This window comes from Kitasatospora sp. NPDC097643, assembly GCF_040302625.1.
GTDB lineage: Bacteria > Actinomycetota > Actinomycetes > Streptomycetales > Streptomycetaceae > Kitasatospora.
Genome location: NZ_JBEOSA010000040.1, coordinates 23,753 through 48,192, shown reverse-complemented (window position 1 = coordinate 48,192; position 24,440 = coordinate 23,753). Strand labels below are relative to the sequence as shown.

The 24,440-nt window shown below is 74.7% G+C and carries 19 protein-coding genes and 1 pseudogene; 3 read left to right on the top strand and 17 right to left on the bottom strand.

From position 1 onward, the window contains the following. Nucleotides 1-4 precede the first annotated feature (4 nt). The gene (locus tag ABTY15_RS24210) at nucleotides 5-1,363 is read right to left on the bottom strand and encodes a glutamine synthetase family protein (RefSeq protein WP_350598687.1); all 1,359 of its coding nucleotides are present in this window, start codon (nucleotides 1,361-1,363) and stop codon (nucleotides 5-7) included. Next, on the bottom strand, nucleotides 1,360-2,967 hold the full coding sequence (locus ABTY15_RS24205) for an amino acid permease (protein WP_350598683.1): 1,608 nt from the start codon (nucleotides 2,965-2,967) through the stop codon (nucleotides 1,360-1,362). The genes ABTY15_RS24210 and ABTY15_RS24205 overlap by 4 nt, the downstream gene beginning before the upstream one ends. A 214-nt stretch (nucleotides 2,968-3,181) precedes the next feature. Here ABTY15_RS24205 and ABTY15_RS24200 point away from each other — a divergent pair, with 214 nt between their 5' ends. Beyond that, nucleotides 3,182-3,931 carry a FadR/GntR family transcriptional regulator gene (locus tag ABTY15_RS24200; protein WP_350598679.1) on the top strand — a complete coding sequence of 250 codons (750 nt, stop codon included), beginning with the start codon at nucleotides 3,182-3,184 and terminating at the stop codon, nucleotides 3,929-3,931. Nucleotides 3,932-4,214: 283 nt separating this feature from the next. After that, nucleotides 4,215-5,960: an AfsR/SARP family transcriptional regulator gene (locus ABTY15_RS24195; RefSeq protein ID WP_350598671.1), complete on the top strand. Its 1,746-nt coding sequence runs from the start codon at nucleotides 4,215-4,217 to the stop codon at nucleotides 5,958-5,960. An 11-nt stretch (nucleotides 5,961-5,971) separates the two neighbouring features. Here the strand turns inward: ABTY15_RS24195 and ABTY15_RS24190 are convergent, their stop codons facing one another. The 15 genes from ABTY15_RS24190 to ABTY15_RS24120 form a co-directional block, all read right to left on the bottom strand. Further along, complete coding sequence (locus tag ABTY15_RS24190; RefSeq protein WP_350598665.1) at nucleotides 5,972-6,814, bottom strand: NADase-type glycan-binding domain-containing protein; 843 nt, start codon at nucleotides 6,812-6,814, stop codon at nucleotides 5,972-5,974. 335 nt (nucleotides 6,815-7,149) lie between these two features. Next, entirely contained in the window at nucleotides 7,150-7,722 is a 573-nt protein-coding gene (locus ABTY15_RS24185) for a phage tail protein (RefSeq protein WP_350598663.1), read from the bottom strand. Then, nucleotides 7,719-9,731 (bottom strand): putative baseplate assembly protein, encoded by a 2,013-nt coding sequence (locus ABTY15_RS24180; protein WP_350598659.1) that lies wholly within the window; start codon nucleotides 9,729-9,731, stop codon nucleotides 7,719-7,721. The genes ABTY15_RS24185 and ABTY15_RS24180 overlap by 4 nt, the downstream gene beginning before the upstream one ends. Further along, a complete protein-coding gene (locus ABTY15_RS24175; protein ID WP_350598782.1) occupies nucleotides 9,728-10,165 on the bottom strand; it encodes a GPW/gp25 family protein in 438 nt (145 codons plus the stop codon). Before ABTY15_RS24175 ends, ABTY15_RS24180 begins: the two co-directional genes overlap by 4 nt. A gap of 2 nt (nucleotides 10,166-10,167) precedes the next feature. Continuing rightward, nucleotides 10,168-10,449 carry a PAAR domain-containing protein gene (locus ABTY15_RS24170; protein WP_350598654.1) on the bottom strand — a complete coding sequence of 94 codons (282 nt, stop codon included), beginning with the start codon at nucleotides 10,447-10,449 and terminating at the stop codon, nucleotides 10,168-10,170. A gap of 58 nt (nucleotides 10,450-10,507) precedes the next feature. Beyond that, a complete protein-coding gene (locus ABTY15_RS24165) occupies nucleotides 10,508-12,358 on the bottom strand; it encodes a VgrG-related protein (protein ID WP_350598647.1) in 1,851 nt (616 codons plus the stop codon). 87 nt (nucleotides 12,359-12,445) lie between these two features. After that, on the bottom strand, nucleotides 12,446-13,198 hold the full coding sequence (locus ABTY15_RS24160; protein ID WP_350598643.1) for a CIS tube protein: 753 nt from the start codon (nucleotides 13,196-13,198) through the stop codon (nucleotides 12,446-12,448). A gap of 15 nt (nucleotides 13,199-13,213) precedes the next feature. After that, nucleotides 13,214-13,648, bottom strand: a complete 435-nt coding sequence (locus tag ABTY15_RS24155; protein ID WP_350598637.1) for a phage tail protein — start codon at nucleotides 13,646-13,648, stop codon at nucleotides 13,214-13,216. A gap of 33 nt (nucleotides 13,649-13,681) precedes the next feature. Next, a complete protein-coding gene (locus ABTY15_RS24150) occupies nucleotides 13,682-14,926 on the bottom strand; it encodes a hypothetical protein (RefSeq protein ID WP_350598633.1) in 1,245 nt (414 codons plus the stop codon). 1,306 nt (nucleotides 14,927-16,232) lie between these two features. Further along, entirely contained in the window at nucleotides 16,233-16,388 is a 156-nt protein-coding gene (locus ABTY15_RS24145) for a DUF6760 family protein (protein ID WP_350598628.1), read from the bottom strand. Next, nucleotides 16,385-16,858 carry a hypothetical protein gene (locus tag ABTY15_RS24140; protein ID WP_502893576.1) on the bottom strand — a complete coding sequence of 158 codons (474 nt, stop codon included), beginning with the start codon at nucleotides 16,856-16,858 and terminating at the stop codon, nucleotides 16,385-16,387. The genes ABTY15_RS24145 and ABTY15_RS24140 overlap by 4 nt, the downstream gene beginning before the upstream one ends. Next, entirely contained in the window at nucleotides 16,855-17,298 is a 444-nt protein-coding gene (locus ABTY15_RS24135) for a phage tail protein (RefSeq protein ID WP_350598618.1), read from the bottom strand. The genes ABTY15_RS24140 and ABTY15_RS24135 overlap by 4 nt, the downstream gene beginning before the upstream one ends. Nucleotides 17,299-17,346: 48 nt before the next feature. After that, nucleotides 17,347-18,939, bottom strand: a complete 1,593-nt coding sequence (locus tag ABTY15_RS24130; RefSeq protein WP_350598612.1) for a phage tail sheath family protein — start codon at nucleotides 18,937-18,939, stop codon at nucleotides 17,347-17,349. Between the two features lie 104 nt (nucleotides 18,940-19,043). Then, on the bottom strand, nucleotides 19,044-23,249 hold the full coding sequence (locus ABTY15_RS24125) for a hypothetical protein (RefSeq protein ID WP_350598607.1): 4,206 nt from the start codon (nucleotides 23,247-23,249) through the stop codon (nucleotides 19,044-19,046). Beyond that, nucleotides 23,246-23,947 carry an eCIS core domain-containing protein gene (locus tag ABTY15_RS24120; protein WP_350598604.1) on the bottom strand — a complete coding sequence of 234 codons (702 nt, stop codon included), beginning with the start codon at nucleotides 23,945-23,947 and terminating at the stop codon, nucleotides 23,246-23,248. The genes ABTY15_RS24125 and ABTY15_RS24120 overlap by 4 nt, the downstream gene beginning before the upstream one ends. Before the next feature lie 238 nt (nucleotides 23,948-24,185). On the opposite strand from ABTY15_RS24120, the pseudogene ABTY15_RS24115 reads away from it, so the two are divergent. After that, a pseudogene (locus ABTY15_RS24115) lies at nucleotides 24,186-24,368 on the top strand (hypothetical protein); the annotation flags it as partial. Nucleotides 24,369-24,440 lie beyond the last annotated feature (72 nt).

Genomic DNA, 24,440 nt, shown 5'->3' with positions numbered 1-24,440 from the left:
CACATCACAGCCGCTCGAATCCGCGGCGCCGCTCCCAGTCGGTCACCGCCCGTTCGTAGGCCGCGAGTTCGGTGCGTCCGGCGTGGGTGTAGTGGCGGACGACGTCCTTGCCGAAGGCCTCGGTGGCGGCGGCGCTGCGTTCGAAGGCGTCGACCGCGTCGCGCAGGGTGGCGGGCACCCGGGGTGCGTCGGAGGCGTACGCGTTGCCGGTGAACTCCGGTTCGAGTTCCAGCTGTTGCTCGACGCCGTGCAGGCCGGCGGCGATCAGGGCGGCGACCGCGAGGTACGGGTTGACGTCGCCGCCGGGGACGCGGTTCTCGAAGCGCAGCGACGGGCCGTGGCCGATCACCCGCAGGGCGCAGGTGCGGTTGTCGCGGCCCCAGGCGATGGCGGTGGGGGCGAAGCTGCCGGGCACGTAGCGCTTGTAGGAGTTGACGGTGGGCGCGAGCAGCAGGGCGAAGTCGGCCAGGCAGGCGAGTTGGCCGGCCAGGAAGTGCTCCATGGTGCGGGAGAAGCCGTGCGGGCGGTCGCCGGCGAACACCGGTGCGCCCTGCTGGTCGCGCAGGCTGAGGTGGATGTGGCAGGAGTTGCCCTCGCGTTCGTCGTACTTCGCCATGAACGTGAGGCTGCAGCCCTCCTGGGCGGCGATCTCCTTGGCGCCGGTCTTGTAGACGGCGTGGTTGTCGCAGGTGGTGAGGGCGTCGGCGTACTTGAAGGCGATCTCGTGCTGCCCGAGGTTGCACTCGCCCTTGGCGGACTCGACGGTGAGGCCGGCGCCGGCCATGTCGTTGCGGAGCCGGCGCAGCAGGGGTTCGATCCGGCTGGTGCCGAGGATGGAGTAGTCGACGTTGTACTGGTTGGCCGGGGTGAGCCGGGTGTAGTCCTTGTCCCAGGCCTGCTCGTAGCTGTCCCGGAAGACGATGAACTCCAGCTCGGTGGCGGCCTGGGCCTGCCAGCCGTAGCCGGCCAGCCGGTCCAGTTGGCGTTGCAGGATCTGGCGCGGGGACTCGGCGACGGGGGTGCCGTCGTGGTGGGTGACGTCGCACTGGACCATGGCGGTGGCGGGGTGCCAGGGCACGGCCCGCAGGGTGCTGAGGTCGGGGCGCAGTGTCAGGTCACCGTAGCCGCTCTCCCAGGAGGAGATCCGGTAGCCGTCGACGGTGTTCATGTCGACGTCGACGGCGAGCAGGTAGCCGCAGCCCTCCGCGGCGCCGGGCACCACGTCGGTGAGGAAGTAGTCGGCGGCGACGCGCTTGCCCTGGAGGCGTCCCTGCATGTCGGTCATGGCGAGGACGACGGTGTCGACGGACCCGTCGGCGACGCGGGCGCGCAGCTCGTCGAGGGTGAGTCGGGGGGTGGTCATCGGACCTCCAGTTCGGTGTCCTGGGCGTCGGACTCGGGCGGCAGGGCGTGGACGTGGGGGCCGGTGAACCAGTGCCGGGCGGAGACGAGCCACCACAGACCGGCGAAGCCGAGGACGACGGCCACCGCGACGGGTGTGTAGTTGAAGCTGTCGGCGGTGATCGGGCTCCCGGTGGGGAGCATGAACAGGACGGTGATCACGGCCGTCCAGCCGACCGCGATGGTGCCGATGAGCCCGCTCCAGCGGCCCAGGTGCCAGGGGCCGCGCGGGAAGTCCGCGCCCTGGCGCAGCCGCAGGTACACCGGGATGACGTAGGAGATGTACAGGCCGATGACCGAGATGGAGGTCACGGCGGTGTAGGCGGTGGCGTTCCAGAGGGCGGGCAGGCCGAGCAGCAGGGCGCCGCCGGTCGCCAGCCAGACCGCGTTGGTGGGGGTCTGGGTGCGCGGGTCGATCTGGTGCCAGAGCCGGGAGCCGGGCAGCGCGCCGTCCCGGGAGAAGGCGTAGATCATGCGGGAGTTGGCGGTGACGGAGGCCATGCCGCAGAAGAACTGGGCGCCGATGACGATGAGCAGCAGGATCTGGGCGCCGCCGTCGCCGATCGCGTCGAGGAAGATCTGCGCGGGCGGGACCCCGGTGTCGCTGTTGAGCGCGCCGTCGTAGTCGGTGATCGCGAAGGTCATGCCGAGCAGCAGGATCCAGCCGGCCACGATGGAGACGGTGATGGCGTTGACGATGCCGCGCGGGCCGGAGCGGGCGGCGTCGTGGGTCTCCTCGGTCATGTGCGCGGAGGCGTCGTAGCCGGTGAGGGTGTACTGGGCCATCAGCAGGCCGAGCAGCGCGACGTAGAACTGGTTCTGGAAACCGGTCTGGTTCACGAACTCGGTGAACACGAAAGAGGCGGAGGCGTGCCGCTCCGGGACCACGACGAGCGCGCCGACGATGACCGCGACGCCGACCAGGTGCCACCAGACGGACACGCTGTTGAGCACGGCCACCAGCCGCACCCCGAAGATGTTGAGCAGGCCGTGCAGCAGCAGGATGACGGCGAAGATCTCCACGGTGTGCGCGGGGCTGGCCTCGAAGCCGTACCTGAGGGTGAGGAAGGCGTTGACGAAGAACGCGGCGCCGTAGTCGACGCTCGCGGTGACCGCCACCTGGCCGAGGAAGTTGAACCAGCCGGTGAACCAGCTCCAGGCCGGACCGCCGCTGCGGGTCAGCTTGGCGGACCAGTAGTAGAGCCCGCCGGCGGTCGGGTAGCTGGAACAGATCTCGGCCATCGCCAGCCCGACGCAGAGCGTGAGCAGGCCGACCAGCGGCCAGCCCCAGATGATCAGGGCCGGGCCCCCGGTCCTCATGCCGGTCCCGTACAGGGTCAGGCAGCCGGAGAGGATCGAGACGATGGAGAAGGAGACGGCGAAGTTGGAGAAGCCCGACATGGAGCGGGCCAGCTCCTGGGTGTAGCCGAGTTCGCGGAGCCGCTGTTCGTCGGTGGGGACGGCTTCGGTGGGGACGGCTCCGGTGAGGACCTCGGTGGAAACGTCCGCGGTGTCCTGCGGAAACACGGGGCGGGCAGGGTCGTCGGGTGAGCGTGCGTCGGTCATGGGCACCCCTGGGGGTTGAGGGTGTGCCGGGGAGCATGCGGGCCACGACGGCGTGGCGCGGTGACCCCGACGGGTTCGACGGTCGGACGGCTCTTCAATGGTCTGGAACCAGACCATTGGGGTGGGTGAGCAGCATCGTTCCGGCTCGCCCGGGCGGCGTCAAGAGCTGAGATGGGAACGAGTCCCAGAACCCGCTCGTAGGTACGATTCCGGCGTGGACGTGGACGAAACCCGCGAGCAGGCGCGGCTGGACTGGCAGACCGGGGCGATCTTCCGCCCGGTCCGGACCGGCAACGCCTTCGAGGAGACCGTTGAGAGACTCTTCCAGGCGATCAAGCTCGGCGTCTTCGGTTTCGGCGACCGGCTCCCCGCCGAACGCGACCTGGCCGCCCGGCTCGGGATCAGCCGGGAGACCCTGCGCGAAGCGCTCCGCACCCTCCAGCAGGCCGGCTGCGTCGAACCGCGCCGCGGCCGCTACGGCGGCACCTTCGTCACCTACACGATGCCCGCGCCGGACGTCGCCGACCTGCGCCGGGCGGCCCGCGACCTCGGCGGCACCCTGGAGGACGCGCTGACCTACCGCCAGGTGCTGGAGACCGGCGCGGCCGAGGCGGCCGCCCGGCGCACCCTCACCCCCGGCCAGCGGGCCCACCTGGAGGACCGGCTGGCCGACCTGGAGGGCGCCGCGCCGGCGCAGTACCGCCAGCTGGACTCCCGCTTCCACCTCGCCATCGGCGAGCTCACCGGCTCCCCCACCCTGGCCGCGGCCATCGCCGAGGCCAGGATGCGGCTCAACGACCTGCTCAACGCCATCCCGATGCTGGAGCGGAACATCGAGCACGCCGCCGACCAGCACCGGGCGATGGTCCGGGCGATCCTGGACGGCGACGGCGACGCCGCCCGCCGCGCCACCGAGGAGCACCTCGCGGCGACGGCGGCGCTGCTGCGGGGGTTCCTGGCTTAGGGCCTGACACCCCGGTTTCACGCCCCGGTTTCGGGCACGCCTTGGTCACGGTGACCGAATTCCACTGGCCCGTCATCAGTGGATCACTTACAGTGATCGATGCTCTTGAGCTGAGCGGCGTCTGACGTCATCGCACGGGACTGGCGGGGGCACAGCGGATATGCGTCTTGATCCTGACCGGCACGATCCCGACGGGCGTGATCCTGACCGGCATGATCCCGACAGGTGTGATCCTCACGGGCGCGATCCCGACCGGTGCGGTCCGGAGCTGGTCCGGGCGCGGGTGCTCGCCGAGCTCGCCCGGCCGACCCTCAGTCCGCTGACCCTGCTGGTCGGGCCGGCCGGGCACGGCAAGACCACCGTGCTGGCGCAGCACCTGGCGCGCCACCGCGGGCAGACGATCCGGTGGCGGCCGGGCCGGGGCACCGCCGAGGTGGGCGAGGTGCTGGAGGGGATCGCGCGGCGGTTGCGGGCGCCGCTGCCGCTGCCCCGGGTCTCGGTGGAGGCCCTGGCGCTGGTCATCGAACGGCAGGACGAGCCGGTGCTGCTGGCGATCGACGACCTGCACCTCGTCCACGGGACGCCCGCCGAGGCGGCCGTCGAGGAGTTGCTGCTGCTCGCCCCGCCGAACCTGCGGGTGGTGGCGGCCGGGCGGCGCCGCCCCCTGGTCAACCTGGCCCGGCGGGAGCTGGCCGACACCACGGTGCTGGGCCCGGCCGCGCTGCGGCTGCGCACGGAGGAGATCGAACCCTTCCTGGACGCCCGGCTGGCCCCCGGCCTCGCCACCGCACTCGGCACGCTCACCCTGGGCTGGCCGGCCGTCCTCCGGCTGCTGCGACCGGCCCTGGCCCGACCGCCGGGACCGCAGCCGCAGCCCGAGCCGGGCGGCGGAGCGCGGCCGGAGCCCACCGAGCTGCTGGCCGCATTGGCCCGCGGCTACCTGGACCGGGAGGTGCTGGACCCGCTGCCGGCCCGGCTGGTGCGGCTGCTGGAGCGGGTCAGCCCGGTGTCGCTGCTCTCCCCGGTCCGCTGCGAGGAGCTGGCCGGCGATCCGGACAGCGGCCGGCTGCTCGGCGAACTCGCCGACGACTACGGGCTGTTGGAGCACGGACCGGTGGCCGGCACGTACCAGTGGATCCCGCTGCTGCGCGACCGGCTGATCGAACGCTCGACGACCCGCCGGGCACCGCCCGTGCCCCGGGCGGCGGCCACACCCCCGGCGGCCACCTCTCCGCCGGGCCGGGCCGGGCGGGTGGAGCTGCGCTGCTTCGGCGGGTTCGAGCTCGCGCTCGGCGGCCGCACCCTGGACTGGCGACTGGTGCGCCCCCGGGCCCGGGCGCTGCTGCGGCTGCTGGCCATCCACCCCGGGCGTCCGGTCCACCGCGAACTGCTGATGGAGGCGCTCTGGCCGCACCTGCCGCCGGACACCGCCGCCCGCTCGCTCCAGGTCGCCGTCTCGGCCCTGCGCACCTTCCTGGAGCCCGGGGCCGGCCGGGGGGAGGCCCGGCTGCTGCTGCGCACCGGCGAGGCGTACCTGTTCCGCGTGCCCGCACCGGGCGGCGGCGACCTCCAGCGCTTCGAGTCGGCGCTGGCCGAGGCACTGCGGGCCCGGGCGGCCGGGCGCCGGGACGCGGCCGCGCACGCGCTGCGCACCGCCCTCGACGCGTACACCGGGGAGCTGCTGCCGGAGGACGGGCCGGCCGAATGGGTGGTGGGCCGGCGGGAGCACTACCGGAGCGAGGCCGCCGGGGCCGCGCTGACGCTGGCCGGGATCGAGCTCGCGCGTGGCCGGCCGCACGCGGCTGCCGGCGCGGGTGCGCGCAGCGTGGAGATCGACCCGTTCCGCGAGGAGGCCTGGCGGACCCTGATCACGGCGCAGGAGCGGTGCGGGGACCCGGCGGCGGCCGAGCGCAGCCGGCTGGGGCGGGCGCGGATGCTGCTCTCGCTCGGGCTGCCGGCCGGGCCGGGGGCCAAGGGCACACCAGGATCCGACGAGGTCACGGCGGTCCGTGGGCGGCGGCACCGCTGAGGCTGCCCGGGTCATGGCCGTTTGAAGAACTCGACCTCGGCCAGGGCGAGTTGACGCCCGGCTCCGGTGCCGTAGGCGGCGTCGACGGTGAGCCGGATGCGGACCACGTCGCTCACGCCGAAGTGGAAGCGCTGCTCGCCGGGGGCGTCGGCCAGGTGGACCGTCCGGGTACTGATCCGGCTGTCGGAGCGGGTGATGGTGAGGGTGACGGTCTGCGGGCGGGCCTGGGTCAGGAACTGTTCGGCGTTGGGCGAGCTGCCGGGGCGGATCAGCACGTCCAGCAGCCGGAACGGGCCGGCGAACTCGGCCTCCAGGTACTCGCCCTGACCGGGCCCGGGCCGGGCCGGGGCCCAGTAGCGGTCGGTGGTGCCGTCGACCGCCGCCGCGGCCGGGTGCGCCGGATCCTCGCTGGAGGCGTGGAGGGCGGTCACGTGGATCGCCTCCGGAGTGCTGATCCGGTCCCGGACGGCCTCGGACGCCTCGCCCAGTTCGGCGCGGAAGGTGTAACCCGCCCCGGCGAGCAGGAGCAGCAGGACGAGCGGGACCAGCAGGCGCGACCGGCGACGCTCCCGCGGCTGCCGGGGCCGCTCCCCCGCCACCGGGGCGGGGCGCCTGCGCCGGGTGAACGGCCGGCCGAACAGCCGGCGCCACCACGGCGGGCGGGCGGCGACCGGGGCATCCGCGAGGGAGCTGCCGCAGCGGCGGCAGAAGCGGCGGCTGGGCACGTTGCCGGCGCCGCACTGCCCGCAGATCAACTCCCCCGGTGCGGGCGGACGTTCCGGGGCGGGTGGGCGGCCGGTCTCGGGCCGTGGCTGCTCGACGGCCTCCCCGGGCAGGACCGCGTTCGGCTGCACCGGCGCTCCCGGGCCGGTCGGGTCGAGCGGGCCGAGCGGGGTGGTTGCGGCGGAGGGGGACGGGACGTGCGGTGGCTCGGTGGGCTTCGGCGGCGTGGTGGGCGGGGGCCCGGAACGTCCGGCCCGCTCGGCCCGCTCGGCCCGCGGCCGCCGTGGGGACGGACGGGCCCCGGGCGGGGCAACGGGCGGAGCGGGCGTAGTGGGTGTGACCGGCGTGACCGGTGTGACCGGAGGGCGCTGCGGGGTCGCGGCGGGCGCGTCCCAGGACAAGTAGGCGCCGCAGGCCCCGCAGAAGTCCTCCTCCCGGGTGCAGGGCCGCCCGCACGACTCGCAGGTCACCATGACTCTCCCTCCGTCCCGGCCGTCGGACCCGGCCCCGCGGCCGCCGACGCCGTCACCTCGACCCGCACCGGCAGGTGTGCCGGGCAGTTGGCCGCCACCAGGGCGGCGAGCGCGGCCTGGTCCACGGCGCGCGGATCGGCCACCCGCAGCCGCACCAGCAGGGCCGGTGCCGCCGCGCCGGGCAGGGCCGCGCCCGACACCGCCGACCAGGCCGCGCCGCCGTTCTCCTCGATCTCCGGCTCGACCCCGTACACCTGCCGCACCACGGCGGCCAGCCCCGCCCGGGTGCCGCGCACCGCGTGCAGCCGGACCGCCGCCGCGACCGCCTCCGGCCGGGCCACCGGCGCGCCGGTCCAGTGCGCCAGGAGGGCCAGGAAGTCCGCGGGAGCCAGGGGCGGGGCGAAGTAGCCGGCCAGGTTGTCCAGGGTGCACAGGATCGGGGCGAGCACCTCGTCCAGGCCCGCCGTGAACCGCTGGGTGAACTCGTCCTCGGCGTAGAGGCCGGGGAGTTGGGACCCGATCGGGTGGCGGGTGGCGAGCCCGGGCAGCAGCGCGCGTTCGCTCATGCCACCCGCACCTGGTGCTCGTAGGAGAAGACCAGGGCGTGGGCCGCGAGTTGGATCCGGTCGACCGCCTCGCCACGCTGACCGGTGCGCGGGTCGGCGGGGAACAGCCGTACCCGCTCGACGAGTTCGACGCCGGGCAGGCGTTGCAGCACGGCGTACACCTCGCCCGACTGCACCGGTCGGCCGAACGGCCAGCCGGTGCCGTCCGGCCCGCCGGTCAGCGGGTTGAAGTACCGGTACAGCGCGGTGAGCGCCTCCTGTTGCAGCTCCACCCGGGAGTGCGGCGGCCGCGGCCGCAGCTCGGCGACCACGGTGACGCCCTGGTAGTACGGCGGTTCGACGAGCAGCCGGGTGCCGAGCATCCGGCGTGCGTCGAGGTGGCCGACGACCCGCGCGTACAGCTCGTCGGTGCAGGCGAGGCGGGCGAAGTCGAGCCGCCCGCGCCCGTCGTCCGGGGCGTTCGGGACGAGCAGCACCCGCACCCCGCCGGCGTCCGGCCCGGTCTCGGTGGCCACACAGCGCACCCGGGCGAGTTCGGGGGCGGCCTCGCGGGCCAGCGCCTCGTAGTCCTCGGCCGTCACCGCCCGCCCCCGGGTGCGCAGTTCGAGCCCGCCGCGGAGCCGGGCGTTGGCCACGTCCTCGCCGTCCACCCCGCCGGCGGCGGGCTGCCGGTTCTCCACCCGGGCGACGTACGGGATCGAGCTGCGCAGCACGGTGAGGGCCCCGCGGGCGACGTTGCCGATCCGGCCGCCGCCGGTCCGGTAGGCGCGCACCCGGATCGCCGCGCCCTTGGCCGGTACGGCGCCGAACTCCCTGAGGGTGCCGTCGGGTTGGCGGATGGCGGGGCCGAAGGAGAGCTCCCCGGTGGCGCGGTCGAGGTGGACGTGCCGGTCCTGCGCGGCGGATTCGCCGAAGCCGTCCACGGTGTGCCACTCCTGCGGGCCGTCCGGGCGGTCGGGGCGGTCGGGTCCGCTAGGCCCGCCTCGGCCACCCGGGACACCTGGGGCACCTCGGCCGCCTGGGGCATCGATCTCGATCACGACCGGTTCGCCACCGGCGACCACCGGGGGGCGGGCCAGGGTGAAGGTCTGCCCGGGCACGCCCTCCGAGTGCCCGAGGAGCTCCTGACGGACGAGTTCGGCGTGCACGGCGGTGGTGGTGCCGCCGACCGTGAAGGCGGTGGCGGAGATCAGCACCGGGGTGGAGGAGTAGGGCCGCCGGCCCGCCGTCGGCTCGGCGATCCGGCAGCGCAGCCAGGCCGCCCGGTGGCGGGCCTCGGCGGAGGCGGTGTGGCCGCCCGGGACGTGCAGGATGACGTCCCCCGGGCGGTTGAACCCGCCGGTGGTGTCCCGCTCGACCTCGCAGGGCGCCCAGCCGCCGTCCGTCCAGGCCTCCCAGGCCAGCGGCGGGTGGTCGGGGTTGATGCCGTGCCCCTGGACGGGCACGTCGAGCCGAAGGGCCACCGCGCAGTGCGGGACGGGCCGGGACAGGCCGAAGAGCAGGGCATCGCCGGGCTGCGGGACGGCGGAGAAGCAGGGGGTGCCGCGCCCCTCGGCGAGTTCGGCGTCCCGATCGGTGGCCAGGCCTGCGGAGACCACCGCCAGGTGCGCCAACTCGCAGTTGACGATGTCGAGTTGGCGGTCTGTGGAGAAGACCACCGCCTCCTCGGTCTCGGTGCGCAGCGTGGCCACCTCCACCCCGGCGCGGATCTGCACCGGCTGCGGCTGGGGCGCGGAGAGCCAGAAGGTCAGTTCGGTCCGGGCGGCGGCCGGCGGGAAGAGCCGGACGCCGATCAGGTCGAGGAAGGCCAGGTGGTTCTTGTCGGGCACCCGGTTGAGCCGGTAGATCAGCTGGTCGACCATGTGGGCGAAGGTCTCGATCAACGTCACCCCGGGATCGGAGACGTTGTGGTCGGTCCACTCCGGGCACCGCTGCTGGACCATCCGCTTGGCCTCGTCCACCAGGTCCTGGAACCGGCGGTCGTCCAGGTTGGGCTGCGGCAGGCTCATCCCGCCCCACCCCCGTCGGCGCCCACGCCGGTGCCGTCCCCGTGGGCGGGGATGACGTAGAACGGGAACACCAGGTTGCGCGGGTCGTTGGTGCCGCGCAGCGCGTAGCGGACGTCCAGGTAGAGCGTGCCGGAGTCGACGGCGTCGAAGGCCACGGTGACGTCGATCAGGTCGATGCGCGGCTCCCAGCGCTCCAGGGAGAGCCTGACCTCGTACGCCAGCAGGCCGGCGGTGGCGGCGTCGGCCGGGGCGAAGACGTGGTCGTGGATGGCGCAGCCGAACATCGGCCGCATCGGCCGCTCGCCCGGCGCGGTGCCGAGGATCAGCCGGATGCTCTCCTCGATCTCGCGCTCGCGGGTGACCAGGGCGATCGAGCCGGTCGGGTCGGTGCGCACCGGGAAGGCCCAGCCGGCGCCGGTGAACTGCTCGCCCATCGTCACCCGCCGATCAGGACGGTCGGGCAGCCCAGGACGACCGGCGCGCCGCAGGCCGCCAGGTCACCGAGCCGGGCGGCGGGCAGGCCGCCGATCAGCACGGTCGGGCAGCCGGGCGGGGCGATGGCGCTCGGCGGGTGGACGGCGGGGGGCGGGAAGGAGCAGAGGTGCGGGGTTCCGACGACGGCGGCGGGCAGGCCGCCGATCAGCACGGTGGGCACCCCGGGCGGCCCGATGACGCCCGGGTGTCCGGTGGGGTCCCCGACCCTGGCGGCAGGAGGCATGGCTGGTACTCCTTCTCGTCCGTCGTGCTCAGTGGCGCCGAGTGGCACCCGGTGGCGCTCAGTTGATCTTCACGAGGGCGGCGCTGATCGAGCAGGTGGCGCCGCCCTTGATCTCCGTACTGGCCCGGCCGTTCACCCCGACGGTGGTGCCCTGGACGTCCACCTGCCCCTGGGTCTGCAGGGTCAACGCGCCGCTTCCGCCGTCAACTTGGACGCCCGATCGGGCCGTCACCCGCACCGACCGGCCGGCCAGTTCGAGCTGTCCGCTGCCCGCGTCCACGCTGACGCCCTGATCGGCCCGGATGACCACCTTGTCCTTGGCCTCCACCGTGACGGTGCCGTCGCTGTGGATGGTGACGGCGGTCGCCTTCTGGTCCAGGGTGATCGTCAACTTGCCGTCGCCGCTGGCGAGTCGGACCCCGGTCGGCCCGGCGGCGGCGTCCAGCAGTTCGAGCCGCTGCCCGCCGCGCGACACCAGGGAGCGCCGGTTGACGGCACCGCTCGTCGAGTCGACCAGCTCCCCCTCGTGCGCGGACGGTTTGTCCTCGCCGTTGTACAGGCCGCCGATCACGTACGGGTGGTCGACCAGCCCCTGGGCGAAGCCGACCAGCACCTCGTCCCCCACCTCGGGGCTCACCACTCCCCCGCCGCCCTTGCCGCCCAGCTGCACCGTGCGGGCCCAGTCGCTGACGTACTCCCCGGACAGCCAGGGGAACGCGAGCTTGACCCGGCCCTGGCCGAGCGGGTCGCGGGTGTCCGTCACGGTGGCGTTGACCAGGCCGGCGACGCGCTCGCCGCGCCCCGCCGGCTCCCCGGCGGCGAGCCCGAACAGCGAACGGTCGGCGCGGCCGCTCACCGTGATCCAGGTCTGATAGCCGACCTCCGGATCGAAGACGTGCCGGGTGGACGTCACCGTGTACTTGCCCTCGAAGGGCGCACCCACGTTGGAGAGCACCACCGCCGCACCGGCCCGCAGCCGGGGGATCCCCATCGCCACCGCCTCCAACTCGGCGAAGGAAGAGGCGACATCGGCCGCCAGGGCCTTCGCCGCCTGATCGGCCTCGGCCTGGCTCCGGTACGGCACGTCGGCGGCGAGCAGCACCGAATCCCCGAAGGGGTCGGAAAGTTGACGGGACGTCAGACCAAGATCGAGCCGGTCGGTCTCGCCCGCCGGGGCGTGGCCGACCACCGCGCGCTTGGCCGCGACGTCCCAGCCCCGGGTCTCGACCGTGCGGACCTGGTCGGCGGAGGTCACCACGGACTGGCAGCGCAGCAGGTTGCGGCCCAGCTGGAGGACGAAGGGGCTGGCGCGGACGGGCGTCACGGTGCTCGGCGCGCGGTTCGCCTCGGTGGGCCGGCGGAACTCCAGCTGCCCGTCCAGCACCGCGAGTTCGCGACCGGCGGCGGCGGCCAGCCGGTGCAGGAACTCCCAGTCGGTGACGCCCGGTTGGGTGAGGTACTCGTGGACGGCGGTGGTGGCGTCCACCGTGCCGAGCGGCAGCCCGGCCCGGCGGGCGACCGCCGTCGCGACGTCCGAGGCCGTCATCTGCCGGTACCCGGCCACCCGGCGCCCCCGGAACAGCCGGTGGGAGTGGTCCAGCCCCCGGACGACGGTGAAGGTGCCGGTCGAGTCGAGGTCGATCTCCAGGGCCGTCACCTCGCCGGAGACCAGCAGCCGCCGCTCCGGATCGTCCCCGGCCCGGGCGTACATCCGCACCGACGTGCCGACGGTGATCGACGCCTTGCGCAGCACCAGGCGGTGCGGATCACGGAAGCGCAGCACGAAGAGGTCGGGCAGGCGGCGGCTGTCGTCCACGTAGGCCGAGACCAGCAGTTCGGCCACCTGGGCGGGCAGCGGCTGACCGTCCACCTCGACGGCCAGGGAGTTGGCGAAGGTCTCGCCGGCCATGACGTCCTCCTTCGTTCGTCCGGGCTACCGCTTTCGGATCCGCTTCGGATCGGGGCGGATCGGGGTCGGATCGGGGTCGGAGCTGGCTCAGGTCCGCTCGGGCAGCTCCTCGGCGGCCGGGAGCAGCAGTTCGCTGCCCGGGCGCAGCCGCATCGGATCGTCGATCCCGTTCGCCTCGGCGATCGCCCGCCAGGCGGTCGGATCGCCGTACTCGCGCCAGGCCAGCAGCGCGAGCGTGTCGCCCGCCACCACCCGGTGCACCCGGCGGGCGGCCAGGGCGCCCGAGGTCGGGTTCTGCCCGCCGAGCTCGCCGCTGAGCTCCTCCAGCGTCACCTGGCAGACCGCGCGGATCGGCAGACCGCCCGCCGTGAACAGCGTGTACTTCGCCTGCACCTGGCTGACGTACGCGACGAACCCGGTCAGCCCGCCCCAGTGGAAGATCACCCACGGCGGGACGCCCTGCTGCTTGCTGTGCGTCCGGTCCGTCGGCACGCAGCAGGAGAACAGCTGCTCCACCGCCTTGACCACGCGGTTGTCCTGGCGGTCCGTCGCGTCGAAGAACATCTCCAGGGTCAGCTTGCTCGGCTCGGGCCCCTTGAACTCGGCGGGCCCCGCCGTCTTCGCCCCACGGGCCGTCTTCCGCTCCCACTTCGCCGACTTGGCGAGGCTCAGCTCCTTGGGGTTGAACTGGAACTCGATCTTGTCCAGGTGCGGGCCGGGCGTGCTCGCGGCGCCGTCCGAGGGCGGATGGCGGAGTTCGAGGTAGGCGCGTTCCAGCTTCGGCCGTCCGCCGGCCTTCGGCTGGGCGGCCGCGCTGAACGCCACGGGGGACGAGGGCATGGGCTCCGCGTCTCCTTACGGGTGGCCGGTGTCGAGGAAGCCGTGGTGGGCGATCTCCAGCGTCTCGGTCGCCACCTTGGCGGTCTCCGGGCTGAGCGAGGGCCCCTGCCAGCGGACCGGCACCACGTCCAGCAGGCTCCAGCGCGCGACCACCCGGCCGTCCGCCGTCATCGCGCTGATCTGCCCGGTCTTGCGGGTCACGCCGGACACCATGCCGGCGATCCACCGGGTCACCTTCTCGGTGTCCTTGGTGACCGGGCGGCTCAGCTTGATGTTCGAGTACTTGATGCGGGAGGGGAGTTGCCACACGTAGCCGTTGTTGCCGCCCTCCTCGCGCTGCTCCATCACCACCTCGCAGCCGAGGCCCTCGCAGCTGTTGAACGCCCCGAGGCTGAAGTCGTCGATCTTGACGATGAAGCACACGCTCACCGCCGGGTCGTCCTCGGCCATCTGCGGGGTCTCCTTCCGTACGTGCGTTGTCGGTTACCTGCGGGGGTCGTCCAGCCGGCGGCCGGCGCGCTCACGGTCCAGGCGCAGTTCGGCCCTGAGCAGCCGGCTCAGCGGGTCGATCAGGCGGCGGACCAGGTCGTCGGTGGACTCGGGTGGGGGTGCGGGTGGCGGGGGCGGGGTGGTTGCGGTGGGCGGGGGTGTCGGCTGTACGGGCGGCGTTTCCGACGTTGCCGATGCTGGCGGTGCTTCCGGCGCAGGGGCCCCGGCGGTGCGCTGGAGCGGGACGGGCGATGGCGGCTGGGTGGGCTGCGGCTCCCGGGGCGGCTCGAACCGCACCGAACCGTCCGGCATGCGCTGGGCGATACCGGCCGCCACCGCGACCGAACCGGGGTCCTCCGGACGGTCCCACGGGCGTACCGGCAGCAGCGCGGCCGGGGCGGCGGGCCGGGATTCGGCCTCCCGCTGGACGGTCCGAAAGGTCACGGCCGGGACGGCGGGCCGGGATTCGACCTGCCGCTGGACGGTCCGGGAGGTCGCGGCCGGCAGTGGTACGGCCTGGCGGCGGGCTGGCTGCTCGGACGGGGCGCTCCAGGCGACGGGCACCGGTGCAGGGGTCGGCTGTGGCTGCGGGTGCGGCGCGTCCACGCTTTCCGTCGGGTGTCCGGGCGTTGGTGCCGAGCTCAGCTCCAGCCCGCGTTCACCGACCAGGCCGGTCAGGCGGCCCCCGCCCGGCGCGGCCTCGTACGGCGGCGGGTCGGGGAGCACCAGGCGCTGCAAGGGGACGAGCGGAAGCGGCGCGGGCGCGGGGGCCGGCTCCCGCGCCGGGACGACGGGTGCCGGAGTAGCCGACGCCTGAGCAGCGGGTACCGGGACGACGGGCCCCGGAACGGGTACGCCGGACGGCTCGACGGGAGGGCTCGGCACCTGCGGCAGCGGCTCCCCGACCCTCACCCGGACGGCCGGTCGCTCCACCGGCGGCGGTGCACTGCTCCGCTGCACCGACGGCGGCAGGCCGGTCAGCGGCGCCCCCAGCCCCAACCGGTGCGGCCGCGACGACGGCACGGCCGACTCCGGCACAGCCGACGGCAGCACGGCCGGCGGCAGCACGGCCGGCGGCGTCGCCTCGGAGCGTGCCTCCGGGACGCCCGCTTCCGGCGACTCGACGGGCTGGACCCGGTGGACGGCCGGACGGTCACCGAGCAGCGGCGCAACGGCCTCCTCGGGCGACCGGACCGGCTCCCCAGGGTCCCGCCCGGGCGCCTCCGCAACCCGCTGCACCACCGGACGGTCACCAACCAGCGGCACAACCGGCATCGCCGGCGGTGTCCCAGGCTCCTCACCGCGCTGTACGAGCGGCTCAGCACCCACCTGGCGTTCAGCTGGCGGCAGCGGCGGAAACGTCGTACGCGGTTCAGTCACCGGGGCGGGATCGGACGCGTGGGGGTGGTCCGGGGGCGGCAACGGGCTCTGTGGCTCGGCGTCCAACAGGTCGGTCCGTTGGATCGCCGGATCGATCGGACGGTCGCCGAGCAACGGCAGCGGGCCGGTCGCCGTACGCTCCTCGGACCGAGAAGTCGGATCCGCCGACTTCTCGCTCAACGGCCCGGGCACCTCGGCGGGGCGCTCCACGGCCAGCCTGCGCATCGGCAGGACCGGTAGTTCCTCAGCCCGCGCTACCGTCAACTCCCGTTCTGTCTTTTGTGGTTGTATCAACCTGACCGGCGCGCCAGGGCTCCCGTCGGGCACCGACCGCTGAACGTCAACGGCCGCCCGCCGTGCCACCACTACCGGCAGGCTGCGCTCAGGGCTGCCCGGTCCTCCGGCACGCTGGTGCGCCGCTGCGGGCAATGGCTGCCCTTCCACCGGCGGAGCTACGGACCCCGGCTGCGTGTCCACCCGCGCCGGAGCCTGCTCGGGAGGCGGCTGCAACCACGCCACCGACTCGCCCACCAGCGGTGCCACCTGCCCAGCCGACTCAGCCGACGGCAACGGCAACGGGCTGGCCGTCCCCGGCGCGAGGACATCGCGCTGCACCACCGGTGCCTGCGCACCGGCGGGCGGCCGTGGCTGCACTACGGGCAGTTCTGCCGTTGCCGGTTCCGCCGCGCCCTCCGGCTCAGGTTCCCCAGCGACCGGCAGCTCTGCGGGCGGCCCCTGCCCCTGCCGCTGCGGATCAACCGCCGGGACCGGCTCTCCCGCCCCCGGATCCGCAACCGGGTCCGCCCCCACCCCGGCCAACGGCTGGACCGCCCCCGGGGCCGCGTACCGCACGACCGTCCCCGCCACCGGGGCCGCGACGCCGTACGCGGTGCCGCCCGGGGCCTCGGCGCTGACCAGGTGTCCGAGCGGCGCCAGGAAGGACGGGTCCCGCCACGCCGCCAGGCCGTTGCGGAAGCCGTCCGGGTCCGCGACCAGCGCGGGCCGGTCGAAGGTGGCGAGCCGTCGCGCCGGCAGGTCGCGCCAGCCCGGCTCGGACGGCGCCGCACGCTCGACGGCGGGCGCCGGGGGCGGCTCCGCCACCGGTCCGCCGTCACCCCGCCCCGCTCCCCGGCCGGTCAGCCGGCTCCACAGCCCCACCGCGACCTCACCGCCCCGAGGCGAGGCTGTTCAGCCGGGCGATCTGCGCGACGAACCGGAGCCGCTCGGGGTGTTCCAGGTCGAGGATGTCGTCCCGTGACCAGTGGAAGTGGTAGGCGACGTACGCGACCTCCTCGTACAGCCGGTCGGCCGCGTACGTCACGATTCCCCCAGGCGGCCGCCGGAGAGGTCGACCGCGAAGTCGCAGGCGCAGGACGGGCAGGTGACCTGGGCCCGGGCGTGGCCCTCGGCGTTGATCCGGCGGTAGAAGTCCTGGAGGAACGCCAGGTCGGAGGCGAACAGGTCCTCGATCACCCCGGCGTGCACGTCGGTGACCCCGCCGATCCTGGTCACCACCCGGCCGAGCAGCACCACGGACAGGTACGCCGGGTTCTCCCGCACCCGGTCGTCGCGCAGCGGGACGAGTTCGTCCCGGGCCGTGGCCAGCCGCATCACCCCGGCGCGGTGCACCTGCCCGGCGTCGTCGACGTACCCGCGCGGCAGCTCGAACGGGAACTCCGTGCGCATCCGCTCCACCGGCCGCGACGTTGACGACGCTGATGGCGACGACGGTGGCGCGGGCGCCGGCCCCGGCGCCCGCTCCTCCGCCGTCGCGCTGATCTGCCGCCTCACGCGACATCCATCTGCTCGTACGTGATGACGATCTTCTCGGTGAGGACGCTGGTGTCGCCGGCCTTGAGCGAACCGATCTCCAGGCTCTTCGGCCAGGCGTTGACCAGGGTGTAGCGCTTGATCGGGCGGCCCTCGTAGTCGAAGACGATGATCGCCCCGCCCTTGCGGACGGATCCCATCTTGCCGAAGCGGGAGTCCTTCACCCACTTCTCGAAGCTGTTGTCGGAGGTGAGGCCCCGGGTGAGGGTGACCTCGCCGGCCTTCGGGCGGCCGGGGAGCTTCTTGATGACGTACTTGCCGTCGGCGGTGTTCTGCTTCAGCTCGATGACGTCCTGCTCCATCTTGAGGCCGGTGACCTCGTTGATCTGCTTGATCACCACACCGTCGAACTCCAGCCCGAAGGAGTGGCCGACCGAGGCGTCCAAGTCGGGAAGTGCCATGCTCTGCTACCCGCCCTTCCAGGCTTCCGCGATTACCTGAATACGCACTTACTCGTTGACAAGGCTGGTGCCGCCGGAGAACTGCGCCAGCCGGAACACCACGAACTCGGCGGGCTTCACCGGCGCGATGCCGATCTCGCAGACCACCTGGCCGGCGTCGATCGCCTCGGCCGGGTTGGTCTCCCGGTCGCACTTGACGTAGAACGCCTCGTCGGGCGTCAGCCCGAACAGCGCGCCCCGGCGCCACTCGTTCACCAGGAAGGCCGCGATCGTGCGGCGGATCCTGGCCCACAGCGCGTCGTCGTTGGGCTCGAAGACCACCCACTGGGTGCCGATCAGGATCGACTCCTCCAGGTAGTTGAAGAGCCGCCGGACGTTGAGGTAGCGCCAGCTCGGGTCGGAGGAGAGCGTCCGCGCGCCCCAGACCCGGATGCCCCGGCCGGGGAAGGCGCGGATGCAGTTGACGCCGATCGGGTTGAGCAGGTCGTTCTCCGCCTTGGTCAGCCGGACCGCGAGGTCGACCGCGCCGCGAACCACCTCGTTGGCGGGGGCCTTGTGCACGCCCCGGGTGTCGTCGTTGCGGGCCCACACGCCGGCCATCGCGCCGCTCGGCGGCACGAAGCGGTTCTGGCCGGTGGCCGGGTCGGCCACCTTGATCCACGGGTAGTACAGGGCCGCGTACTTGGAGTCGTAGCCGGCGCCGACCATCCGCCAGTCCTTGACCTGCTGGGGACTGAGATCCGGCAGCGGGTCGATGATGGCGACCCGGTTGCCCATCAGCTCGCAGTGCGCGATCATCGCCAGCTGCACGGCCTTGACCTGCTCCGCGTCCAGCGCGCCCTGCTGGTAGGCGCTCATCAGGTCCGGCACGGCGAGCATGGTGACCTCGTCCACGGCCTCCAGGCCCGCGAACCCGGTGCGCTCGTCGGCGTTCCCGACGTACTCGGCCGGGCCGATGCCGCCCGGGGTGCTCGCCGGCGCCGGAGCCACCGGGCCGACGGCCGGAGCCGGGGCGGGCGGGACGGCCACGGTCTGGTTGCCCGGGCGGCCCCCGGCGCCGGCCGGCTCCTCCAGCACGATCAGCCGGGAGCGCTCGCGGACCACCGTCACCACGTACGTGCGCTGGCTGCGCTTGGCCGAGACCTCGAAGCTCTCCTCCACCTGCTCGCCGCGTTTGACCCGCAGGGTGAAGGCGTCCTCGGCCGGCGACTCGCCGCCCGCGTCGGCCACTTCGACGCTCAGGCCCTCGCCGGCGCCCTCCAGCGCGGCCACCTGGAAGCCGTCCAGGGCCACCCGGGGGCCGGCCGCCACCGCCGCCGCCCTGCCGGCCCGCCGCGCCGGCGCCTGCTGCCGGGGCGGCGGTGCGTCCGGTCCGTCGGGCGTGCCGATCCGCACCACGTAGGCGGCGCCACCGCCGTTCAGGAAGTACCCGTACACCGCGTGCGCGAGGTACGCGCCGTCGACGAAGTCGCCGAACTCCCGCGTGTACTGGCTCCAGTTGGTCACCAGCGTGGGGGTGTTGAACGGTCCCTGTGCGGCCAGCCCCACGAACGCGGCGACCGCCGTGCCCACCCCCTCGATCGGGCGTGACCCGGCCTCGACCTCTTCCACGTACACGCCCGGCGACAGGTACTGCGGCATCCCTCGACCCCCTTCGGACCCCATCCGGCCACCCGTCAGACTCCCGTCCCCGGCCCACCAAGGTCATGGCCGTCCGTACGGCCGCCCGGGAAACCCGCACTGCCTCATCGGGCAACCCGGGACGGCGGGTTGACGGAGACGAAGTCGATCCCCGCGTTGCGCAGGTAGGCCGCGAGCGCCGGGCTGGGCGGGGCGTCGGCGAAGATCCAGCGCGGGTCGAAGGACGGGTCCGCGGCGCGGATCTGCACGTCCTTGTTGATCTGCTCCATGATGGTGTCGCTCAGCGGGACGGTCATCTCCCGGGCCACCCCGTCGACGGTCCGCCAACGGCCGTAGGTCTTCACCTCCAGCGCCAGCCGGCCCTCCCCGTGCTGGGCCATCCCGTCGGTGAACCGCCCGCCCGGCCGCTCCACCGGGAAGTTGCTGGTCGGATCGGTCTCCACCGGGGTGTGCACCTGGGGCTCCGCGCCGTAGACCTCGTTCCAGTACTGCTCCATGGCCTGCCAGCGCTCGGGGAAGTCCATCCTGAGGACCTCCTTGTACGTGTTGGTGGTCGGGTTGCCCGCGCCCAGGAGGCGGTCCGGGCCGGGCGGCTCCGGCCCGGCCGGCAGCTGGCGCTCCGGGCCGATCACGCCGTCGCCCGCGCCGCCCCGGTTCGGGGCGGCCGGTGCGGCCGGTCCGCCGGGCTCGCCCGACGAACCGACCACGGGCTCACCCTCACCCGGGGTGTGGCCGAACTGCCGCTCGTACCACTCGTTGTAGGAGTCCAGGGAACGGAACCGCTCGGTGGTGGGGACGCCGTGCTCGTCGGGGTAGGTGACGCTGTAGGGGCGGGCCTCGGCGGGGTCGTAACCGTACTGGACCTGCTCGTTGCCGCGTTCGGTGACGATGTCGATGGTCCGCTCGACCGGCTGGCCGCTCCGCTCGGCCTGGTCCCGGATGACGTCGAAGTCGCCTCCCCCGCTGCTCGGGAAGCGGCCGTCGGGCGGTGTCACGCCGGTCTCGGGGTTCACCGGGTGGGAGTGGTCCAGCAGCTCCCAGTTGCCGCCGTGCTCGGCCAGGAACTCCTGGAACGCCCGGTTCTCCCCCGGGCGGATCTCGACCATGTCGCCCGTGCCCTGGACCACGACGCACTCGCCGGTCTCCGGGTTCTCCAGGATCGCCACCTCGCGGTGCGGGGACTCCGCGCGGCAGTTCTCGTACGCCTCGCGGGCGCCGGCCCGGTCCATCGGGCCGGCGCCGCCGCCGGAGATGACGGTGTCCTCGGGGAGCTCGGTCAGCTCCGGTTCGGTGTCGGGCGGCCGCTCGTACTGGCCGGTCGGCTCCTCGTCCAGGGCGAAGTCCGGGCCGGGAGCGGGGTGTTCGCCGGGCGCCGGGTGTTCGCCGGGGGCGGGGCGCTCGCCGGGGGCGCGCGGCGCGGCCTCCTCCGGTGCGGCGGCGCTGCGCGGGCTCGCGGCCGGGCCGGGCTCCTTCTCCAGGGGCACGCCGGTCGGTCGCTCGGGGGCGGCAGGGGTTGGGGCGGGTTCCGCGGCGGGTGCCGCGGGCTCGCCCCCGCCCGGACCCTCCAGCCGCACCGCCGAAGCGGCCGCCTCCCCCGGCGTCACGTTGAAGGCGTGGCCGCTGTCCACCGCCGCCTCGCGGGCCCCCTGGGTCATCTCGTGGATGGCGTCCGCCCCCGGCCCGTACGACATGCCGACGGCGACGGCGGCGTTCATCAGCAGGTTGCGGTCCCAGGGCTGGCCCGTGGCGACGTTCTGCACCACGCCCATCACCACGCCCACGACCACGTTGCTGGCCTTGCCGAGCGCGACCTGCGTCGCCTCGGTGATCAGCTCGCGGGCGACCGCCCCCTCCAGCGCCCCACCGATCCCGCCGCCGACGGCCCCGCCGATCGCGCCGAACACCGCACCCAGCAGCATGTCGTGGCCGAGCCGGCCCCAGTCGGTGTCCCGGTGGTGCAGCGCGTCCTCGGTGAGGGTGGAGGCGGCCGCGGACAGCGCCCCGGCCAGGGCGCCGGCCAGGATCAGCGCGCCGATCCCGGTGCCGAGCAGGGCGACCACCGCGATGGTGACCAGCAGCCCGACCACCAGGCCCGCGACGAAGCCCCAGTTGATGCTGTCGGCGAGGTCGTCGAGCTGGTTCTCCAGCCAGCTCTGGTTGAGGCGCCGCTCGGCGCGGCGCATCCCCTCCTCCATGCGGTTGTCGAGCGTGCCGAGCGGTTCGCGGGCGTGGCCGACGGCTTCGTCGGTGCGCTGGCGCAGGGTGTTCCGCAGGTCGCCGACGGCCTGCTCGAACCGTCGGGACAGGTCCTCGGTGGTGCTGTCGAGCGAGCGGACCGCGCCGTCCACCAGGCCGTCCGCGCCGGCCGTGGCCGCGTCGATCAGCTGCGCCAACTGCTGGATCAGCTGGCCCTGTTGGGTGTCGATCCGAGTTCGGCCCTGGGCCGCCAGCTGGTCCGCCTGGCCGACCCCGGTGGCGGCGGTGGCGACCAGCGCCTGCCGGGCCTCCTCGGCGGCGGCCGCGAAGGACCCGGCGATCTCGGCGAGCGCCTGCCGGGCCTGCTGCTCGACCCCGCCGAAACCCTCCGTCACCTGCCCGGCGAGCTGCTGCCCGAGGCGCTGCGCCGTCGCCCGGCGCATCCGGCGGTTGCCGACCGAGCCGAGGATCGTGCCGACCAGGGCGGCACCGGCCTGCGCGGCCGAGGCGTGCTGCTGGGTGGCGGCGCCGACCGCCGACCGCCCGGCGGCGGCCAGCGACTGTTTGGTCGCCGCGGCCTGGGCGGCGACGGCCTGGCGCAGCGCGGCCTCCAGCGAGACCAGGGAGGCGGTGAGCGAGCCGCCGAGCTCGTGCAGGGCAGCCGAACCGCCGCTCGCCGCACGGTCGATCGAGCCGCCCGCGCGTTGCTGATTCTCAGTCAATCTGCCGAGTACGGATGGTAGTTGCTCGCCCAGATGGGTGGCGATCTCGTCGGCCTGGGCGACGAACTGGGGCCGGCTCTCCGGGCCCATGCCGCGCAGCTGCCCGGTGGTGTCGGCGAGCGAACGGGTGATCTCCTCCGCCGTGTTCCCCGCGACCTGGGTGGCCGCCTGCCGCTTGGCGGTGACGACCTCCTGCCGGTCGCCGGTCGCGGCCGCCGCCTTCGCGGCGCCGGCCGTCCGGGCCTGCTGCGCGAGGCCGTTGATGCTGCTCCCGGCCTCGGTCGCGGCGGCGTCGGCGGCGGCCACCGCGTCGTTGCCCTTCGCCGCGCCGAGCGCGCGGATGTGCTCCTGCCCGGCGGCGAACCCCTGCTCCGCGTGCTGCTCGGCGGCCAGGTGGCCGGCCTCCAGCCGGGCGTGCTCATTGGCCGCCGCCTGGTCCAGGGCCGCCGCGGCCGCCCCGACGGACTGTTCGACCTGCGCCCGGGCCGCCGCCAACGCCGCCGCCACGCGCCCGGATTCACCGATCGCGAGCGCGTCGACGCCCGCCTGCTGGGCGCGGACCTCCGCGTCCACGGCGGCGATCCCACTGTCCACGTCCGCCGCCAGCCGGGCCTGCGCGGCGGAGGCGGCGGCGTCGAGCGCCGCGGCGATGACCGCCTGCCCGCCCCCGGCCGGGGCCTCCACCCCGCCGCTCCGGGGGACGGCGGCCGCGGCGGAGGGCAACTCGCCGAGCCCGTGCGCGGTGGTGTCCGGCGCCGGGGCGTGGTGCGCCGGCGCGGCGGGGGCCGGCGGGTGCGCGCGTGGGGCAGGCGGGCGCCGCTGCCCCGCCGCCCGGGAGGGCGCGGCGTGCGGCCGGGCCGGGGCGGCGCGGTGCTGCGGCGGGCCGTCGCCCTGGTGCGGCGCGGGTGCCTCCCGGTGCGCGGCATCGGCGGGCGGCGGCTCCGCGGACGGCGTGTCGTGGGTCCCGGTGTCGTGCGTCCCGGTGTCGTGCGTCCTGGTGTCGTGCGCCCCGGCCGCGGGGCGCTGCTGCGCGGCCCCGTCGGCATGCTCCGGCCCGGGCGCGGCGGCGTGCGCGGCCTCGGGCGCGGCCTCTGGTGCGGCCTCGGCCGGGCGAGGAGCGGTGGCGGTATCCGGAGCGGTCACCCCGTCGCCCGCCCGTGCCGTGGCCCCGCCGACGGCCGCCGGGTCCGCCGGGGCCGCCCCGCCCCGTTCGACGAACCGGCTCACCGCGCGGTTGCCGACCAGGCGTTGGAGCGCGACCAGGTGCGCCGGGCCCGTCCGACCGGTGGCCCCGGTGGTGCCCCCGGTGGCCGGCCCGGCCACCGGTTCGGGTCGGCGCGCCTCCCGGGGCGCCTCGGCCCCGTCCTGCCGGAGCGGCGGCTCGGCCTTCATCCCGCCGGGACCGCTTCCTCGGTCTCCTCCGCCGCCTCGTCCGCCGGCACCGCCTCCCGCTGGACGGCGGCCTCCGGTCCCGCAGGGCCCGCCACCGGCTGAACGGGCTGCGCCGCCCGCGCCGGCTCCGCCGCCAGCACCCGCTCGGCGTTCGCGACGGCGGCACGTTCGAACCGGTCGTCCGGGTCGCTGACCCGCACCCCGGCCTCGGTCCCGGTGCCGTCCACCGGCCCGGACCGCTGCTGGACGACGTGCGTCAGCTCGTGCGCGAGCGTGGTGCGGCCGGCGGGCGAGCCGGGATCGTAGGCGTCGTGCTGGAACACCACGTGCGTCCCGGCCGTGTAGGCGTGCGCGCCGACCGCTCGGGCCGAGTCGTGGGCCGCGCCGTCGGTATGGATGCGGACGTCGCCGAAGTCCGCGCCGAACCGGGCCTCCATGTCCTCGCGCACCTCCGGGTCGAGCGGGCGGCCACCCGAGGACAGCACCTCGTCGACGGGCGAACGCCCCTCCGCCAGCACCGCGCCGACCGCCGCATTGCCGACCGTCCGCTGCAAGCGCAGCAGCCCGCGCGCGTCCAGGAGGTCCGCCCTGCCCTGGGCGGCCGCCCGGAGCGCGGCCCCGCCCAGCGCGTCCGCCTCCCGCACCGTCGCCGGCCGCTCCCCGCCCGGGCCGCCCTCCTCCACCTCGTGCCCGCGCATCGCCATCTCCCCCAACCAGGCCCGGCCAGTGGTCCGTTGGCAGCATCCCGACCCGGCCCCCGGGCCGTCCAGATCCGTGCACGACCCCATCCGGGCACCCCCTCCTGCCCGTTCGGGCACCGGCGGCCCCGACCTCCGGCACACCCCGTCCCACCGACCCTCCCTCCCCCGCCAGTTGCCCTCCGAACTGCTGCTCGCCCTGGCCACCGGAGACCAGACTCTGAGCCTCCTGGGCCTGGGATCGGCGCTCTGGCCGACCAGCGTCGCGAAGCTCACCACGCCGCACACGGCCGCGGTGTGGCTCCACGCGGACGAGACCGTCCTGCGGAGCCGCGTGCACACGGGCGGCCACTACGACACGGCGACGGCGCGGGAGCGGCACCTGATGGACAAGTTCCTGGCCCGCTCCGTCCGTTACCAGGTCTAGTCGCAGTGCACCGGGCTTCAGCCCGGTCGTGAGGCGATTCTGAACCCTGCTCTGACGTGCAGGTTT

Excerpts from the sequence above, each read along its gene's own strand:
- ABTY15_RS24210 (WP_350598687.1), bottom strand. The coding sequence starts at position 1,363 with ATGACCACCCCCCGACTCACCCTCGACGAGCTGCGCGCCCGCGTCGCC.
- ABTY15_RS24205 (WP_350598683.1), bottom strand. The coding sequence starts at position 2,967 with ATGACCGACGCACGCTCACCCGACGACCCTGCCCGCCCCGTGTTTCCG.
- ABTY15_RS24185 (WP_350598663.1), bottom strand. The coding sequence starts at position 7,722 with ATGAGCGAACGCGCGCTGCTGCCCGGGCTCGCCACCCGCCACCCGATC.
- ABTY15_RS24180 (WP_350598659.1), bottom strand. The coding sequence starts at position 9,731 with ATGAGCCTGCCGCAGCCCAACCTGGACGACCGCCGGTTCCAGGACCTG.
- ABTY15_RS24175 (WP_350598782.1), bottom strand. The coding sequence starts at position 10,165 with ATGGGCGAGCAGTTCACCGGCGCCGGCTGGGCCTTCCCGGTGCGCACC.
- ABTY15_RS24170 (WP_350598654.1), bottom strand. The coding sequence starts at position 10,449 with ATGCCTCCTGCCGCCAGGGTCGGGGACCCCACCGGACACCCGGGCGTC.
- ABTY15_RS24165 (WP_350598647.1), bottom strand. The coding sequence starts at position 12,358 with ATGGCCGGCGAGACCTTCGCCAACTCCCTGGCCGTCGAGGTGGACGGT.
- ABTY15_RS24160 (WP_350598643.1), bottom strand. The coding sequence starts at position 13,198 with ATGCCCTCGTCCCCCGTGGCGTTCAGCGCGGCCGCCCAGCCGAAGGCC.
- ABTY15_RS24155 (WP_350598637.1), bottom strand. The coding sequence starts at position 13,648 with ATGGCCGAGGACGACCCGGCGGTGAGCGTGTGCTTCATCGTCAAGATC.
- ABTY15_RS24135 (WP_350598618.1), bottom strand. The coding sequence starts at position 17,298 with ATGGCACTTCCCGACTTGGACGCCTCGGTCGGCCACTCCTTCGGGCTG.
- ABTY15_RS24130 (WP_350598612.1), bottom strand. The coding sequence starts at position 18,939 with ATGCCGCAGTACCTGTCGCCGGGCGTGTACGTGGAAGAGGTCGAGGCC.
- ABTY15_RS24125 (WP_350598607.1), bottom strand. The coding sequence starts at position 23,249 with ATGAAGGCCGAGCCGCCGCTCCGGCAGGACGGGGCCGAGGCGCCCCGG.
- ABTY15_RS24120 (WP_350598604.1), bottom strand. The coding sequence starts at position 23,947 with ATGCGCGGGCACGAGGTGGAGGAGGGCGGCCCGGGCGGGGAGCGGCCG.